The sequence below is a fragment of the Pseudonocardia sp. genome, assembly GCF_025965585.1.
Lineage (GTDB): Bacteria > Actinomycetota > Actinomycetes > Mycobacteriales > Pseudonocardiaceae > Pseudonocardia.
Map to the genome: position 1 here is coordinate 17,044 of NZ_JAOPWR010000511.1, position 15,051 is coordinate 32,094.

Genomic DNA, 15,051 nt, shown 5'->3' on the forward strand with positions numbered 1-15,051 from the left:
CCTCCAGTATCCCGGCCCGCCGGAGGGCCCGCCCCGCGACTCCGGGCGGAGGTCTCGGCACCTGTGTCCGGAAGGGCACGAAAAGGCAACTGTGCGCGGTGTGAACGGCCCGTGTGTCGGAGGCGCCGGTGACAGCGGTGATCGGGCATCGGGCGTAGTTTCGCAGGGGGATCGATCGGGGCGGCCGCGAATTCGCCCCATCCGGTCGTCGGGAGACATATCGGGTCCGCACGGACGCGAGCTGCTGGGAGGCACCTGTACATGCGTCCGGGGATCCGTCATGGCCGGCCGTTGGCGCTGCTCCTCGGGGCCTGTGTGCTCGCGGGTGTGCTGGTGGCCGGCCTGCTGTCGCCCGCCGTGATCGGCGTGGGCCTGCTGTCGAACCAGGTGAACGGCTCGGTGGACGACGCGGCGGCGAACGTCCAGGCGTCGCAGGTCACGTCCACCGACATGCCGCTCGTCACCACGGTGCTGGACCGCAACGGCACGCCGATGGCCCAGCTGTTCGACCAGTACCGGCTACCGGTCACCTACCAGCAGATCTCCCGCACGATGGACGCCGCGATCATCGCGATCGAGGACCGCCGGTTCTTCGAGGACGCCGGCGTCGACCCCCGCGCCGTGCTGCGCGCGGCACTCAACAACAGCTCCGGCGGCAGCACCCAGGGCGCGTCGACCATCACCCAGCAGTACGTGAAGAACTACCTCATCAACGTGGTGGACCGGCAGGACCCGTCGGCCCAGGAGCAGGACCGCGCCGACACCTTCTCGCGCAAGGTCAAGGAGGCCGAGCTCGCCCTGCAGATCGGGCAGAGCGTGCCGAAGGAGGACATCCTCACCGGATACCTCAACGTCGTGGAGTTCTCCGGAAACATCTACGGAATCGGCGCGGCCTCCCGGGCCTACTTCGGGACGACCACGGACAAGCTGACCATTCCGCAGGCCGCACTGCTGGCGGGAATGGTGAACAACCCGAACCTGTACAACCCCTTCACGCACCCCGGCCAGGCGCTGGCGCGGCGCAACACCGTGATCGACGCCATGACGCAGACGGGCTCGCTGGCTCCCGACGTCGCCGCCGCGGCCAAGGCGACCCCGCTGGGGGTGGTGCCGAACGGCCCGGTGGTGCCCGGGAGCACGTGCATGGCGGCAGCGCCCGACGCCGGCTTCTTCTGCGACTACGTCGTGCAGTACCTGGAGCAGGCGGGCTTCACCGCCGACCAGATCGACACCGGCGGATACACGATCAAGACCACCCTGGACCCGGTGGCGAGCCAGACGATCAAGGACGCGGTGGACCAGAACGTCCCCACCACGCAGGACGGCGTGGCGAACACGTTCTCCCTGATCCAGCCGGGCCACGACGGTCACCAGGTGCTCGCCATGGTGTCCAACCGCAACTTCGGCACCGACGCCGGCGCGGGGGACCGGTCCACCAACATCGTCTCCGACCCGAGCAACGTGTTCGGTGCCGGTTCGTCGTTCAAGATCTTCACGACGGCGGCGGCGCTCGAGGCGGGCACCGTCGGGTTCACCTCGCAGCTGCCGGACCCGGGCTCGGACTGCTTCACACCGCCGGTCACCAACCGGTACACGAGCTGCTACCCGGTGCAGAACGACGGCACGAGCTACCCGAACCCGATCAGTCTGCAGAACGCCCTGGCCACGTCGCCGAACGTGGCGTTCGTGGGGCTCGAGGCGAAGACCGGCATGCCGGTCGTGCTGCAGATGGCGCAGCGTCTCGGGCTGCGGCACACGTTGGCGTCCAACGACGCGGGCGGCACGCCGGTCACCGACCCGGCCGACCCGCAGTCGCGGAACCCCCAGTACAACGAGCCGCAGTCGCAGTACTTCCGGGGCCTGCTCTCGTTCACGCTCGGCGACAGCCCGGTCAGCACGCTGGAGATGTCAAACGTCTCCGCCACCATCCTGTCCGACGGCGTGTGGTGCCCGCCCAACCCGATCCTGTCGGTCAGCGACCGCGACGGGAAGCCTGTCCAGGTCGACCAGGATCCCTGCCAGCAGGTGGTGGCCCCGGGGCTGGCCCACACCCTTGCCGCGGGTCTGAGCCAGGACACCAGCAAGGGCACCTCGGCCGCGGCCGCGGCGAGCGCGGGCTGGCACCGTCCCGACATCGGCAAGACCGGCACCACCAACGAGAGCGAGTCGGTGGCCTTCGTGGGCGGCGTGGACGACTACGCGGCGGCGTCGATGGTGTTCGCCGACGGATCGCACCCCCAGGAGGTCTGCCCCGGCACCCCGGTGCACCTGGGCAACTGTGGCCACGGAGCGTTCGGTGGCACGGTGGCCGCACCGCCGTACTTCTCCGCGATGAACCAGATCCTGGGCGGGAAGCCGGACGTGCCCATCCCCGGTCCGGACCCGGCCTACCTCACCGAGGGCGACCACGGCCCGATCGTGCCGCTGGTGATCGGGCAGTCCGGCAGGGCGGCGGCGCAGGCGCTGCAGCAGGCCGGCTACCCGTCCACGGTGCAGCAGATCGGGTCGAGGTCTCCGGCGGGCACGGTGGTGGGGCAGAGCCCGCAGGGCAACGTCGCGCCCGGGGCGTCGATCACGCTCTTCACGAGCGCGGGTATGCCTCCGAACTAGGCGTCCTCACGGTCGCCGGTGGTCTCGCGCACCGAGTCGAGCACGTGCACCACGAGCCGGTACGCCGCCCGGGAGTCGGTGAGGGGGTCCTCGGGCAGGGCGACCAGCTCCGGGTAGGCGTTCGCCGCGTGCGGGTCGCCGTGCAGCACGGCCACGAGCTCGGCCTGGGTGTGCAGCAGGTCGACGGTGGGTGGGTCGCCGGTGAGCGCGCCGTCGGTCCAGGTGACGTGCACGAGGCTGCCGTTGCGGGTGCCCCGGACGGTGAAGCTCGTCATCGCTGCACGCCGACCGCCTGCCAGACCTGCAGCAGCGCCTCCTCGTCCGGGAGGTCGGTCTCCCAGCCGTAGGGCTTCGCGAACGTGAACGTCTGCGGCTCGGGGTGGGTCTCGTCGCTGGTGTCGTACATGGTGATCGACACCGACCGCTCCCCGACGGCGACGAAGAAGAACTCGCGGTAGTCCGACAGCGCCACCTCGAACATCGTCACCCGGGAGTCGGGCCGCGTGGCGGTCACCTGCCAGCCGCCCACTAGAGAAACCGCCGGTTGGCCCGGTCGTCCGGCACGACGATGTCCAGCGCCTCGAGCATCGGACGGGTGTCGTCGATGTACTGCTGACGCAGGTCCTCGTTGTTCTTGGTGCGCAGGCCCCAGCGGACGTAGGCGTCGGAGAAGTTCGAGTCCGAGCGGCCGAACATGTCCAGCGCTGCCGGCCACCAGATCGCGATCTTCTCGTTCGCCTCGGCGAGGCCCTCGGGCGTGGAGCAGATGCGCTTGAGGTTGCTCATGCCGAGGGTCGCGTGGAAGACCTCGTCCTTGTGTAGCCGCTCGGCTACCGAGAGGAGCGGCTCGTAGGGCACGCCCTCCCACGTCTCGCCGATGTAGCAGCCGACGCGGTCGCCGAGGCCGTTGAAGTAGGCGAGGTCGCAGAACGTGTCGATCGGCAGGTGGAACAGGTACTGCTTGATCGGTGCGTCGATCGGGCCGATGCCCAGCCCCTCCAGGATCCGCGCGGTGATCACACCGTGCTCCACCTCCTGCGCCATCAGCTTCGCGAAGGTGGTCTTGAGCCGCTCGGTGGGTGCGAGCGTCATGCACTTGTTCCAGAGATGGCTCAGCAGCGCCGTGAAGTGCGGGTTGGTCGAGTTCTCGAGGTGGTGGCTGAGCATGCGCACCAGCAGCTCGCGGAACTCCTCGGGGAGGTCCGGGTCGCCCTCGCGGTACACGCGCCTGCCAGCGTCGATCTTGTCCGGTTCGGTCACGGTCATGGGTGTGCTCCTCACGCTCGAGGGGACGGTAGGACGGTGTGCGCCATTCAGTCAACCGACGAGTCGGACGAATTATCCGCCGTTCGGCTCTTGACTCGGGAAGGGACGCTCGGAGATTCTTCCGACCGAACGGACGAACGAACTTCCCCCTGTTCCCGACGTCGTGACGGAGGCCGGTATGCGCGAGGACGCCAAGGGCAGCACGTTGGCGGAGGAGGATCTGACCGTCTCCGACGCCACCTTGTCCGCGCTGGGCGGAGCGCTCGGCACCGCGAGCGCGGGGGAGACCGCCACCCTGGTCCCGTGGTTCGCGGCCACGGTCGGCGGCGAGTCCACGGCGGTGGAGGGGCTCGGGCTCGACCTGTCCCGCGCGCTCCTCGCGGGCATCGGCTACGAGTGGGAACGGCCCTTCGTCCCGGGCGAGACGGTGCACGTGCGCGTCGCGGTGGAGGACGTCTTCACCAAGGGCAGCAACCAGTTCGGCGTGGTCGTCGCGGAGTTCACCGACACGGCCGGCGCGGTGGTCCAGCGCCAGTCGATCACCTTCATCGAGCGCGGAGGCAAGTGATGGAGCCGCAGGAACCGACGCTGCAGGAATCGACGCTGCAGGAATCGACGCTGCAGGAATCGACGCGTGGCCCGCTCTCGCGGGAGCAGATCGTCCGCTTCGCCGACGCGGTGGACGACCACAACCCCGTGCACGTCGACGAGGCGTTCGCGCAGGCCGCGGGCCTGCCGTCGGTGATCGCCCACGGCCCGCTGACGGTCGCGTTGGCGCTCGACGCCGTCGTCGAGCAGATCGGCCCGGCCCGGCTGCGCTCGGCGCAGGCCCGGCTCTCGGCGCCGGTGTTCCCCGGCGACGTGCTGAACGTCGTGCCCACGGAGAAGGGCCCTGAGATCGTTCTCGAGGTCCGCAAGGCCGACGGCACCCCGGTCGCGACCATCGCACTGGCCGGGGACGGGATCTGATGGGCTACGAGCACCTGACCGTCGAGGAGCGGGAGGGCGGCGTCCGGATCCTGACGCTGAACCGCCCGGAGCGGCTCAACGCGTGGAACGCCCGCATGCGCCAGGAGATGCGGGAGGCCGTCGAGGAGGCCGCCTTCGACCCGGACCTGCGGGTCCTGGTGATCACCGGCGCCGGCAAGGCGTTCTCGGCGGGCGAGGACGTCGGCGGCATGGGCGACCTCACCGCGCTCGGCACGCGCGGCTTCCGGGCGCACGCGCGCGGCATCCACGCGGTGTTCGACACGGTCGAGGCCATGGAGGTACCCGTCATCGCGGCGATCGAGGGGGTCGCCGCGGGCGGCGGGTTCGAGCTGGCGCTGTCGTGCGACTTCCGGGTGGCGGGGGAGAGCGCGCGGTTCGTCATGCCCGAGGCGAAGGTGGGCCTGATCCCCGGCTCGGGCGGCTGCTCGCGGCTCGTGCGCCACGTCGGCCTGGGCCGGGCGAAGGAGCTCGTCATGCTCGGCGGCTCGTTGAAGGCGCCCCGGGCCGTCGAGCTCGGGCTGGCCACCGAGGTCGTGCCCGACGGTGGCGCGGTGCAGGCGGCCGTCGCGATGGCCGCGCGGCTGGCGAAGCTCGCCCCGCTCGCGCTGGGCATGGCCAAGCTCGTGCTCAACACCTGCACCGACGTCGACGCCGAGACCGGACGCAGGCTGGAGCGGCTCGGCCAGAGCGTGCTCAAGACCACCGACGACCACCGCGAGGGCGCCACCGCGTTCCTCGAGAAGCGCCCCCCGAGCTGGCAGGGACGGTAGGACATGACGACCCTGGAGACCTCCCGCCTCTGGAACGCACCCACCCAGACGGCTCCGCGCGAACTGCTCGACGCGATCCACCTGGACAAGATCCGCCACCTCGTCGGCTGGGCCTACGAGAACTCCCCGCTGCACCGGCGGCTCTACGACGAGGCCGGCGTCAGGCCCGCCGACATCCGCACCTGGGACGACTACCACCACAAGCTGCCCTTCACCGACAAGCCGCACTACGTGGCCGACCAGGAGGCCAGCGCCGACGGCTTCGGCGGCATCGCGCGCGGCCCCGAGACGTGGCAGCAGTACTTCCACACCACGGGCACCACCGGCCGGTTCCTCAACGAGGCCTTCACCCACTACGAGCTGCACAAGGCCGGCTCGCAGTACTGCTACGGGTTGTGGGACCACGGCGTGCGGCCGTCGGACTCGATGTACTTCTGCTTCGACTTCGGCATGTGGATCGGGCTCTGGAGCTTCTACTGGGGCGCCCGCAACCTCGGACTGACGATCATCTCCGGCGGCGGCGCGACCGGCGCGCAGCGCGTCCGGCAGATCCTGGAACGGCGACCGACCATCGTCTGCGGCACGCCGACCTACCTGCTGCACCTCGCGGAGGTGGCCAAGCGCGAGGGCCTCGACGTCCGCGACGCCGGGGTGCGCATGCTCGCCGGTGGCGGCGAGGCGGGCTTCTCCATCCCCGCGACCCGCGAACAGCTGCGCGAGGCCTGGGGCGCCGAGCAGATCTACGACGCCTACGGCGTGGGCGAGGCGCTGTTCATCGGCCAGTCGTGCGCGGAGTGGGGCGGCGGCGTGCACGTCGTCGAGGACGTCTGTCACTCCTACGCCGTGGACCCCGCGTCGGGCGAGCCCGTCACGGGGTCCGACGCGGTGGGGGAGCACGTGCTCACCAGCTACTGCCACTTCGCGCAGCCGTTCATCAAGTACCGCACGCACGATCTCGTCCGCATCGACGACGCCCCCGACCACGGCTGCGGCTGGACCTGGAAGCACATGCCCGGCACCGTGCTCGGCCGCGCCGACTTCATGGTCACCATCCGCGGCGTCAACGTGTACCCGACGGCCGTGGAGAACCTCGTCGGCGAGGTGCCGGGCCTGTCCAACCACTACGAGCTGCACATCAGCCGCGTCGACGGGATGGACCGGATGCTCGTCAAGGTCGAGGCGGGGGCGCCCGGCGCCGACGCCGCCGACCTGGGCGCGGCACTCGGCCGGCACCTGCGCGACCACCTGGGCGTCCGGCTGGAGACCGAGGTGCTCGACGTCGGTGCGCTGCCGCGCTACGAGCTGAAGACCCGGCGGATCTTCGACACCCGCTCGGAGTCCGAACGCCCGATCGCGACCCTGGGAGGTCAGGCATGACCAGCACGCAGATCCCGGAGCAGCGGACGGCGGACGCCCTCGGGGAGGAGGTCGAGGCGCAGCGCGAGCGGATCGTCGCCCTGCGCGACCGGCTGCTGGCCGAACAGGACGGCGCGGCCAGCCCCGCGGTGGCGCGGGCACTGGAGATGGCCGACGCCTACGTCTTCCTCGCCCTGGGCTACCTCGGGCACACCGACGAGCTGTTCCCGGGCGAGATCTAGGCCGTGTCGCTGCTTAGACTCGCAGGATGAGCGGCTCGTCGGAGGCTCCGGAGGTGCCGCGGCGGCGCCCGGGCCGTCCGCGCCTCACCGAGCCCTCGCCGGAGTACCGCCAGCGCCTCGAGGAGATCATCGAGACCGGTGCGCAGGTCTTCCACGACCGCGGCTACGACGCCGGCTCGCTCGACGACGTCGCCGCTGCCCTGGACCTGCGCAAGGCCAGCCTCTACCACTACCTGCGCAGCAAGGCCCAGCTCCTGTACTTCATCTTCGACCGCGCCATCAGCCTCTCGTTGCAGCGCCTCGACGAGATGGCCGACATCGCCGACCCGCGCGAGCGGCTCGCCACGCTCATCGCCCACCAGGTGCGGATGGTTGCCGAGGAACCGAGCCTGTTCTCGGTGTTCTTCGACCAGCGGCCCCGGCTCGACGACGCCTTCGAGGCCGAGATCCGGCAGAAGGAGCGCGCCTACGTCGGCCGGATCGCCGCCATCGTGCAGAGCGCGGCGGACGCCGGCGAGCTTCCGCCCGTCGACGCCCGGCACGCCGCGCACGCCGTGCTGGGGATGACCAGCTGGATCTACAAGTGGTTCGACCCGGTCCGGGACGACCCCGACCGCGTCGCCGAGACGATGACGAGTCTCGTGCTGGGGCAGCGGCCTCCCCCGTCGGCTCCGTCCCGGTGACCGACCGGCCGGCGTTCGTGCTGCACGACCACCGGAAGCCCCGGCCGCACTACGACCTGCGGCTGGAGGAGGACGGGGTGCTGCGGTCGTGGGCCGTGCCGCGGGGCCTGCCGACCGAGCCGGGGCACAACCGGCTGGCCGTGGCGGTCCCCGACCACGAACTCGATCACCTCACATACATCGACGCCGACAAGTCGATCGCCGACACCGGGTGGTGGGAGGAGCACGACCGCACCGACCGCCGGATCCTGTTCACCCTGCACGGCCGCGAGGGTGCGGTGCGGTACGCACTGATCCACACGTCACGGGACTGGCTGCTGCACCGGGTGAAGGATCAGGCCGGCGACCGGTCGGGGCAGGCGGCGGGCACCGGCTGAGCCGCGGGCACCCGGGCGCGGCGGGCGGCCAGCAGCCCTTGTGCCGCGAGTGCCGCGATGCCGAGTGCGACCACCACGATGCCGTAGACCTCGGCGGTCGGCCGCAGCCCGACCAGCCCGCTGGCCACGCCCGCGATCACGGCCGGGACGCTGAAGGCCAGGTAGGCGATTGTGTAGGCCACGGCGAACAGCTCCCCACGCTCGGCGGGCGCTGCGATGCGGGCGAGCGTGCCGAAGGTGCCGAGCGCGGCGGCGCCGAACCCGACGCCGGCGACGACCGTGCCGGTGGCGGCCAGCGCGACCGAGCCGACCTGGATCCCGACGAGCGTGACGAGTGTGCCCGTCGCGAGCAGCACGGACGCGGCGGTGAGGACGCGTGCCACCGGCACGCGCCGCAGCGTGAACGCGGTGACCGCGCCCGTGCCGCACAGCAGCGTGACGACGAGGCCGCCGACGAGGTGGTCGTGCAGCCCGAACAGGACGGCCGCCACCGACGGGCCGAGCGAGAGGTAGAGCCCGCCGAGCGCCCAGCTGGCGATCAGCGTGGGCACGACGGCGAAGAACTCCGGGCGCAGCCGGGGCGGGACGCCGACCCGCGGGCGCAGCGAGGCGAGCCCCCCGGGACGGCGCGCCGAGGTCTCCGGCATGCCGGCCACGACCAGGGCGGCCGCCACCATCCCCGCCAGCAGCAGCGCGAACACGAGGTGGGTCGGGGCGGGCGCGAACTGCACGAGTGCGCCGCAGCCGATCGCCCCGACGGCCAGGCCGCCGACCGTCGCGACGCCGTTGGTGGTGCCGGCGCGGCCGGGGGCGTGCGGGGGGTCGAGGTCGACGAGGGTGGCGCCCAGCGTCGTGATGGCGGCGCCGGTGGCGATGCCCTGCGCGAGGCGGGCGATCAGCAGCACCGGCACGCCGTCGGCGAGGAGGAACAGCACCAGTGCCGCGGCCTCCAGCGCGATCGCGGCGGCGAGGACGGGGCGGCGCCCGACGTGGTCCGACAGCGCACCGACCACGAGCACCGCGCCGAGCAGGCCCAGCACGTAGACGGCGAAGACGACGGTGAGCGTGGCGGCGGAGAAGCCCCAGTTCTGCTGGTAGACGACGTAGAGCGGGGACGGCGCGCTGGACGCGGCCATGAACAGCACCGTGATCGCGGTGAGGGCCGCGAAGGAGACCGGGCGGGACAGCATGAGCGCTCCCTGTTGATGCAGTGATCGTGGCTTTAGCGACCGTACGCTTAGCGCAGCGATCAATGCAATAATGGCGTTCGTGACCGCGAGTATTCCCACTCACACCCGCCCCGGCGGCCGATCCGCCCGCGTGCGGGCCGCCGTGCACCGCGCCGTCGAGGAACTGCTGGCCGACGGTGGGCCGGATGTGCTGACGATCCCGGTGATCGCCGCGCGGGCCGGAGTACACGCCACCACCGTCTACCGGCGCTGGGGATCGGTCGGTGAGCTGCTGGCGGCCGTCGCGGCCAGCCGGTTCAGCGGCGACATCGTCGTGCCCGACACGGGCACGCTGCGCGGCGACCTCGAGACCTGGGTGGGCGACGTGGTCACCGACCTCGCCGACCCGGACACGCTCGCGCTGATGCGCGCGGCCATCGGGGCAGGGGAGCGGGGCGGCTGCGCGTGCACTGCCGACCGGCACGCCCAGCTCGCCGCGATGCTCGACCGTGAGCGTTCCCGCAGCGGCACGATGCCCGACGTCGAGCGGGCGGCCGACGCGCTGCTCGGCCCGCTGTACTACCGCGCGATCTTCACCGAGCGCCCCGGCGACGCCGGGTGGGCGCGGGAGCTCGTCGCGTCGTTCCTGTCCTGAGACGCCGGCAGCCCGCCTCCCCTACAGGGAGACGGGCTGCCGGAAGAAGAGGTGGATCAGACGACGCGCACGCCGGTGGCCTGGGGGCCCTTGGCGCCCTGGCCGACCTCGAACTCGACGCGCTGGCCCTCGTCGAGCGAGCGGAAGCCGCCCGCGTCGATCTCGGAGTAGTGGACGAAGACGTCAGCGCCGCCCCCGTCGACCGAGATGAAGCCGAAGCCCTTCTCGCCGTTGAACCACTTCACGGTGCCCTGTGCCATGCGATGTGCTCCTAGCAGATGGTGATGGGTTCCGCACTGTGCGGATGCCCGGTCGACCCTGGTGGTTTCCGACCGGCGTCCTTGTGACGTCAATCCTCGCCCACCATCTCGTCCCTGCGGGCGTGCATGACACGACAACCGAAACTGACGACCTCGTGACGAACACTACGCGCTCATGCGCCACCGGCGTCAGCCGGTACGCGGTAGTAGCCCCGGAGCGCCTGCGCGCGCCCGGCCATGGTCCGTACCGCTGCGGCGTAGTACGGCTCGAGCGGGTCGCGGTACAGGGCCCACGCGTAGGAGACCGCGGCCGGCGCGGCGATCGCGGCCAGGGCGATGCGGCGACTTCTCATGGGCCGACGGCAGAACGAGCCCGACTGCGGAACGAGCATCGTGCCGCCGTCACCCTGATCGCAAAGGGTGCGAAAGGGATTGTCCGGACAACGGTGAGTCCGCCCCGGCGGCCCGGCATTTCCCGGCGTACGGTCCGGCGGATGTTCGGTTCGAGCAGTGCGGAGCGCGTCCCGTTGACGCCCGACCAGCGCAACTCCTTCACCGCCGCGCTGCTCGGCTGGATGATGGATGCGTTCGACTACTTCATCGTGGTGTTCGTCTACGCCGACATCGCGAAGGACTTCGGCGTCTCGCTGACCGAGATGGCGTTCCTGACCACGGCCACGCTCCTCATGCGCCCGGTCGGGGCCGTGATCTTCGGGCTCTGGGCCGACCGCAAGGGCCGCCGCGTTCCGCTGCTCGTGGACGTCACGTTCTACTCGGTGGTCGGCTTCCTCTGCGCCTTCGCGCCGAACTTCACGGTGCTGCTCGTGCTGCGCCTGCTCTACGGCATCGGCATGGGCGGGGAGTGGGGCCTGGGGGCCGCGCTGGCCATGGAGAAGATCCCCGCGAAGCGCCGCGGCTTCTTCTCGGGCCTGCTGCAGCAGGGCTACTCGCTGGGCTACCTGCTGGCGTCGCTCGCGTCCTTGCTGGTCATGACGGGTCTGGGGCTGTCGTGGCGCTGGCTGTTCGCGCTGAGCATCATCCCCGCGCTGATCAGCCTGCTGATCCGCACGCGCGTGCAGGAGTCCGAGGTCTGGCAGGAGACGCGCGAGAAGATGCGCATGACGCAGTCGTCGTTCAAGGACGTGCTGTTCAACCGCACGGTGCTGCGTCGCTTCGTCTACCTGATCCTGCTCATGACCGCGTTCAACTGGATGAGCCACGGCACGCAGGATCTCTACCCGACGTTCCTGAAGGCCACCGACGACGGCGGGGCGGGCCTGTCGGTGGCGACGGCGACGTGGATCGCGGTGATCTACAACGTCGGCGCGACGATCGGTGGCGTCGTGTTCGGCTCGCTGTCGGAGCGGTTCGGCCGGCGCTACACGATCGCGTTCGCGGCCGCTCTCGCGCTGCCGATCGTCCCGTTGTTCGCGCACTCCACCACCGCGGGATTCCTGTGTCTCGGTTCGTTCCTGATGCAGATGATGGTGCAGGGCGCGTGGGGCGTGATTCCGGCGCACCTGACGGAGATGTCGCCCGACACCATCCGCGGCTTCTATCCCGGCGTCACCTACCAGCTCGGGAACTGCCTGGCCGCGTTCAACCTGCCGATCCAGCAGAGCCTCGCGGCGTCGCACGGCTACCCGTTCGCGCTCGTGGTGACGGTCGTGCCGGTGCTGATCGCGGTGATCGTGCTGACGCTGGTGGGCAAGGAGGCCAAGGGCATCGAGTTCGGCGGGAGGCTGGGCACCTCGCCGTCGGACGCGGCCGCGGTCCGCTGAGGCGGTTCCCGGGGCGGGACGGCGCCGCCTGGCCTACCGGGAGACGGGCACCGGCCGTCCGCTGGTGCTGGTGGACGGCGCAGGGCGATGCGGCGGGGTTCCTGCGGCCGCTGGGCGGCGACCCCGGCGCGCTGCTGCGCGTGCCGCACACGGCGGTGGACACGCCGCGTTCCGCCCTGGCCCGCCTCACCGTGGCGACGCTCGTCCACCACCCGGCTCGAGGCCCGTCACCTCGCCGCCGTCAGCCGCATCGGGAGCGAGCCCCAGGCGCGCAGGGTGTTGTTGTGGTGGCGCCGCGTCGGACCGCTGATCTCGATCGTCCCCACCCGAGCGGCCAGAGCCGTGAGCAGGGCCTCGGCCTCCAGCCGGGCCACGTGCTGGCCCACGCACTGGTGGATGCCCATCCCGAACCCGACGTGCCCGGACGGGTCGTGGCCCAGGTCGAAGACGTCCGGCTCCGGCCAGTGCCGGGGGTCGCGGTTCGCGGCGGCGAGGAACATGAGGATCTTCTTGCCGTCCGGGATCACCGTGTCGGCCACGCGGATGTCGCTGGTGGCCGTGCGGAAGAACGTCTGCACCGGCGCGCCCCAGCGGACGGCCTCGTCGAACGCCACCCGCGCGAGGTGCGGCGCCGACCGCAGCCGCTGCCACTGGTCGGGGTGGGTCGCGAGCGCGTGCAGCACGGCGGCGAGGCCGTGGACGGTGGTGTCGACGCCCGCCGACAGCAACGACCGCACCACGAGCGGCGCCTGGTCGGGGGTGATGTCCCCGCGGTCGGCCGCCGCCCAGATCTGCGCGCCGAAGCCGTCGGCGGTGAGGACGGCGCGGGCGCACTGGTCGTTCACCCAGGCCCCGAGCCGCGCGGCGTCGGGCGTGGCCTCGGCCACCAGGTCGTTGTGCGGGCCGAACGCGTTGAACAGGAAGTCGCCGTACGGGAGCAGGTTCTCGCGGCCCTCGGCGGGGATGCCGACGGCGTCGGGGAACACCGTCAGCGGGAACGCCTCGGCCAGCGCCGGCACCGCGTCGATCTCGGGACCGGAGGCCAGCACGGCGTCGACGAGGGTCTCGGCGGCGGCGAACCACCGCTCCCGCAGCCGCCGCAGCGCGCGCGGCCCGAGGATCGCGCTCAGCACGCGGCGCGGGGCGTCGTGGCCGGGCGGGTCGGCTTCCAGCAGCAGGCTCGGCGGGCGCCACGGCTTCTCGGTGCGGAAGTTCGACAGGCCCACGCCCGCACCGGACTGGAAGCCCTGCCAGTCCACGAGGGCCGCGTGCACCTGCTCGTAGCGGCCCATCGCGTAGGTGTCGTAGCGCGACAGGTGCACGACCGGCCCGGCGTCGCGCAGCTCGGCGTGGAACGGGAGGGGGTCCTCCAGCACCTCGTGGGAGAAGGGGTCGACGTCCGTGGCAGGCAGGTCGTCGTTCGTGGCCAGGGTGATCACAGGTCCAGCACCAATCTGTCGCCGATCGAGCGGGAGACGCAGACGAACATGCAGTCGCCGGCCGCGCGGTCGGCGTCGGCCAGGATCGAGTCGCGGTGGTCGGGGACGCCGGCGAGCACCGCGGTCTCGCAGGTGCCGCACGTGCCCTGCCGACAGGACGAGAGGACGTCGGCGCCGGCCGAGCGCACCGCCTCGAGCACCGACAGGTCCGGTGTGACGGTCACGACGGCGCCGGTGCGGGCCAATTCCACCTCGAACGGGTCCGCGCGCACGGGCGCCTCCTGCTCCTGCGCGACGAACCGCTCCACACGCAGCGTGTGCTCGGGCCAGTGGGCGCACGCGGTGTCGACGGCGTCGAGCAGCGGGGCCGGACCGCAGCAGTAGATCCGCACGCCGGGGCGCACCTCGGCGAACCACGCCGGGAGGTCGATGAGCCCCTGCTCGTCCTCCGGCACGAGGTGGACGCGGTGGCCGTACGCCGCGAGCTCGTCGAGGAACGCCATCGACGCCCGCCGCCTGCCGCCGTAGACGAGGTCCCACTCGGCCCCGAGCAGCTGCGCCTGGTGGATCATCGGCAGCAGCGGCGTGATCCCGATGCCGCCCGCGACGAACAGGTAGCGCTGCGAGGGCACCAGCGGGAAGTGGTTGCGCGGGCCGCCGACGCCGACGCGGTCACCCACGCCGAGGTGGTCGTGCACGTACGCCGACCCGCCCCGGCCGTCGACCTCGCGCAGGACGCCGACGCGGTAGGAGTGCGCGTCCCAGCGGTCGCCGCACAGCGAGTACTGGCGTACCGAGCCGTCGGGCAGCACCACGTCGATGTGGGAGCCCGGTGTCCAGTCCGGGAGCCGGCGCCGTTCGGGATGCTCCAGGGCCAGGACCACCACCCCGTCCGCCACCTGCGTCTTCGCCGCCACCGCGAGTGTCACGACGTCTGCGTCGTTTCCGGACATCGTCGGATCGTGCCGGTGCCGCGACGTGGGCCGCGACACGCTTCTCATTGAATGGGAGCCCGCCCGATCCCACGCGCCGCCGCCATCAGCACGGGGACGACGGAGCGCCCGTCCGCGTCGTTGGGGACGATCGCCGCCACCGCGGCCACGACGACGCCGCGACCGTCGCGCACGGGTACGGCCACGCCGAGCGCGGCGGGGTGGATGTGGCCCGGACAGAACGCGTGGCCGGTGCGGCGGACGTCGGCGAGCACCGCGCGCAGCCGCCCCGGGGTGGTGATCGTGTGCTCCGCGTAGCCGGGCAGCGGACCGCCGAGGACCCTCTCCTGCAGCTCACGGGACCCGTGCGCGAGCAGCACCAGCCCCGACGACGACGCGTGCAGCGGCAGCCGCCCGGCGATCCGCGTGTAGTTGATCACCGCTCCGGGGGCGGAGAGGCGCTCCACGAACAGCACCTCGTCGCCGTCGAGGACACCGAGCTGGGCGTGGTGGCCGACGAC

The 15,051-nt window shown here is 71.7% G+C and carries 19 protein-coding genes; 10 read left to right on the forward strand and 9 right to left on the reverse strand.

Features of this window, described 5'->3' with window-relative positions:
• The first annotated feature begins 291 nt into the window (after window positions 1–291).
• On the forward strand, window positions 292–2,610 hold the full coding sequence (locus JWR81_RS31130) for a transglycosylase domain-containing protein (protein ID WP_297661077.1): 2,319 nt from the start codon (window positions 292–294) through the stop codon (window positions 2,608–2,610).
• Here JWR81_RS31130 and JWR81_RS31135 read toward each other — a convergent pair.
• Genes JWR81_RS31135 through JWR81_RS31145 form a run of 3 tightly spaced genes read right to left on the reverse strand, consistent with a single transcriptional unit; the run spans window position 2,607 to window position 3,876 of the window.
• The gene (locus JWR81_RS31135; protein WP_297661078.1) at window positions 2,607–2,885 is read right to left on the reverse strand and encodes a hypothetical protein; all 279 of its coding nucleotides are present in this window, start codon (window positions 2,883–2,885) and stop codon (window positions 2,607–2,609) included. The two genes, JWR81_RS31130 and JWR81_RS31135, sit on opposite strands and share 4 nt — an antisense overlap.
• Entirely contained in the window at window positions 2,882–3,124 is a 243-nt protein-coding gene (locus JWR81_RS31140; protein WP_297661080.1) for a hypothetical protein, read from the reverse strand. Before JWR81_RS31140 ends, JWR81_RS31135 begins: the two co-directional genes overlap by 4 nt.
• A gap of 14 nt (window positions 3,125–3,138) precedes the next feature.
• Window positions 3,139–3,876, reverse strand: coding sequence for a Phenylacetic acid catabolic protein (locus JWR81_RS31145; RefSeq protein WP_297661081.1), 738 nt, complete (start codon window positions 3,874–3,876; stop codon window positions 3,139–3,141).
• 178 nt (window positions 3,877–4,054) lie between these two features.
• On the opposite strand from JWR81_RS31145, the gene JWR81_RS31150 reads away from it, so the two are divergent.
• Genes JWR81_RS31150 through JWR81_RS31180 form a run of 7 tightly spaced genes read left to right on the forward strand, consistent with a single transcriptional unit; the run spans window position 4,055 to window position 8,294 of the window.
• Window positions 4,055–4,444 carry a MaoC family dehydratase N-terminal domain-containing protein gene (locus JWR81_RS31150; protein WP_297661084.1) on the forward strand — a complete coding sequence of 130 codons (390 nt, stop codon included), beginning with the start codon at window positions 4,055–4,057 and terminating at the stop codon, window positions 4,442–4,444.
• Entirely contained in the window at window positions 4,444–4,845 is a 402-nt protein-coding gene (locus JWR81_RS31155) for a MaoC/PaaZ C-terminal domain-containing protein (RefSeq protein ID WP_297661085.1), read from the forward strand. Before JWR81_RS31150 ends, JWR81_RS31155 begins: the two co-directional genes overlap by 1 nt.
• The gene (locus JWR81_RS31160; protein ID WP_297661086.1) at window positions 4,845–5,636 is read left to right on the forward strand and encodes an enoyl-CoA hydratase/isomerase family protein; all 792 of its coding nucleotides are present in this window, start codon (window positions 4,845–4,847) and stop codon (window positions 5,634–5,636) included. Before JWR81_RS31155 ends, JWR81_RS31160 begins: the two co-directional genes overlap by 1 nt.
• Before the next feature lie 3 nt (window positions 5,637–5,639).
• A complete protein-coding gene (locus JWR81_RS31165) occupies window positions 5,640–7,013 on the forward strand; it encodes a phenylacetate--CoA ligase family protein (protein WP_297661087.1) in 1,374 nt (457 codons plus the stop codon).
• Entirely contained in the window at window positions 7,010–7,234 is a 225-nt protein-coding gene (locus tag JWR81_RS31170) for a hypothetical protein (protein ID WP_297661088.1), read from the forward strand. Before JWR81_RS31165 ends, JWR81_RS31170 begins: the two co-directional genes overlap by 4 nt.
• A 26-nt stretch (window positions 7,235–7,260) precedes the next feature.
• Window positions 7,261–7,917, forward strand: coding sequence for a TetR/AcrR family transcriptional regulator (locus JWR81_RS31175; protein ID WP_297661089.1), 657 nt, complete (start codon window positions 7,261–7,263; stop codon window positions 7,915–7,917).
• On the forward strand, window positions 7,914–8,294 hold the full coding sequence (locus JWR81_RS31180; RefSeq protein ID WP_297661090.1) for a DNA polymerase ligase N-terminal domain-containing protein: 381 nt from the start codon (window positions 7,914–7,916) through the stop codon (window positions 8,292–8,294). Before JWR81_RS31175 ends, JWR81_RS31180 begins: the two co-directional genes overlap by 4 nt.
• Here JWR81_RS31180 and JWR81_RS31185 read toward each other — a convergent pair.
• Window positions 8,252–9,484: an MFS transporter gene (locus JWR81_RS31185; RefSeq protein WP_297661091.1), complete on the reverse strand. Its 1,233-nt coding sequence runs from the start codon at window positions 9,482–9,484 to the stop codon at window positions 8,252–8,254. The genes JWR81_RS31180 and JWR81_RS31185 overlap by 43 nt on opposite strands.
• Before the next feature lie 79 nt (window positions 9,485–9,563).
• Here JWR81_RS31185 and JWR81_RS31190 point away from each other — a divergent pair, with 79 nt between their 5' ends.
• Complete coding sequence (locus tag JWR81_RS31190) at window positions 9,564–10,118, forward strand: TetR/AcrR family transcriptional regulator (RefSeq protein ID WP_297661093.1); 555 nt, start codon at window positions 9,564–9,566, stop codon at window positions 10,116–10,118.
• A gap of 56 nt (window positions 10,119–10,174) precedes the next feature.
• Here JWR81_RS31190 and JWR81_RS31195 read toward each other — a convergent pair whose 3' ends face one another.
• Entirely contained in the window at window positions 10,175–10,378 is a 204-nt protein-coding gene (locus JWR81_RS31195) for a cold-shock protein (protein ID WP_185721642.1), read from the reverse strand.
• A gap of 173 nt (window positions 10,379–10,551) precedes the next feature.
• Complete coding sequence (locus JWR81_RS31200) at window positions 10,552–10,731, reverse strand: hypothetical protein (protein ID WP_297661094.1); 180 nt, start codon at window positions 10,729–10,731, stop codon at window positions 10,552–10,554.
• A 141-nt stretch (window positions 10,732–10,872) separates the two neighbouring features.
• Between JWR81_RS31200 and JWR81_RS31205 the strand changes: the two genes are divergently transcribed.
• Complete coding sequence (locus JWR81_RS31205; protein ID WP_297661096.1) at window positions 10,873–12,159, forward strand: MFS transporter; 1,287 nt, start codon at window positions 10,873–10,875, stop codon at window positions 12,157–12,159.
• Window positions 12,160–12,386: 227 nt separating this feature from the next.
• Here the strand turns inward: JWR81_RS31205 and JWR81_RS31210 are convergent, their stop codons facing one another.
• The 3 genes from JWR81_RS31210 to JWR81_RS31220 form a co-directional block, all read right to left on the reverse strand.
• Window positions 12,387–13,598 (reverse strand): cytochrome P450, encoded by a 1,212-nt coding sequence (locus JWR81_RS31210; protein WP_297661098.1) that lies wholly within the window; start codon window positions 13,596–13,598, stop codon window positions 12,387–12,389.
• Window positions 13,595–14,551, reverse strand: coding sequence for a PDR/VanB family oxidoreductase (locus JWR81_RS31215; RefSeq protein WP_297661100.1), 957 nt, complete (start codon window positions 14,549–14,551; stop codon window positions 13,595–13,597). Before JWR81_RS31215 ends, JWR81_RS31210 begins: the two co-directional genes overlap by 4 nt.
• A gap of 44 nt (window positions 14,552–14,595) precedes the next feature.
• A partial coding sequence (locus JWR81_RS31220; RefSeq protein ID WP_297661102.1) for an IclR family transcriptional regulator occupies window positions 14,596–15,051 on the reverse strand: 456 nt, incomplete at its 5' end.

Bases quoted from the DNA above. Each gene is read 5' to 3' on its own strand.
- JWR81_RS31135 (WP_297661078.1), bottom strand. From the start codon at position 2,885: ATGACGAGCTTCACCGTCCGGGGCACCCGCAACGGCAGCCTCGTGCAC.
- JWR81_RS31145 (WP_297661081.1), bottom strand. From the start codon at position 3,876: ATGACCGTGACCGAACCGGACAAGATCGACGCTGGCAGGCGCGTGTAC.
- JWR81_RS31150 (WP_297661084.1), top strand. From the start codon at position 4,055: ATGCGCGAGGACGCCAAGGGCAGCACGTTGGCGGAGGAGGATCTGACC.
- JWR81_RS31155 (WP_297661085.1), top strand. From the start codon at position 4,444: ATGGAGCCGCAGGAACCGACGCTGCAGGAATCGACGCTGCAGGAATCG.
- JWR81_RS31160 (WP_297661086.1), top strand. From the start codon at position 4,845: ATGGGCTACGAGCACCTGACCGTCGAGGAGCGGGAGGGCGGCGTCCGG.
- JWR81_RS31165 (WP_297661087.1), top strand. From the start codon at position 5,640: ATGACGACCCTGGAGACCTCCCGCCTCTGGAACGCACCCACCCAGACG.
- JWR81_RS31170 (WP_297661088.1), top strand. From the start codon at position 7,010: ATGACCAGCACGCAGATCCCGGAGCAGCGGACGGCGGACGCCCTCGGG.
- JWR81_RS31175 (WP_297661089.1), top strand. From the start codon at position 7,261: ATGAGCGGCTCGTCGGAGGCTCCGGAGGTGCCGCGGCGGCGCCCGGGC.
- JWR81_RS31185 (WP_297661091.1), bottom strand. From the start codon at position 9,484: ATGCTGTCCCGCCCGGTCTCCTTCGCGGCCCTCACCGCGATCACGGTG.
- JWR81_RS31195 (WP_185721642.1), bottom strand. From the start codon at position 10,378: ATGGCACAGGGCACCGTGAAGTGGTTCAACGGCGAGAAGGGCTTCGGC.
- JWR81_RS31200 (WP_297661094.1), bottom strand. From the start codon at position 10,731: ATGAGAAGTCGCCGCATCGCCCTGGCCGCGATCGCCGCGCCGGCCGCG.
- JWR81_RS31205 (WP_297661096.1), top strand. From the start codon at position 10,873: ATGTTCGGTTCGAGCAGTGCGGAGCGCGTCCCGTTGACGCCCGACCAG.
- JWR81_RS31215 (WP_297661100.1), bottom strand. From the start codon at position 14,551: ATGTCCGGAAACGACGCAGACGTCGTGACACTCGCGGTGGCGGCGAAG.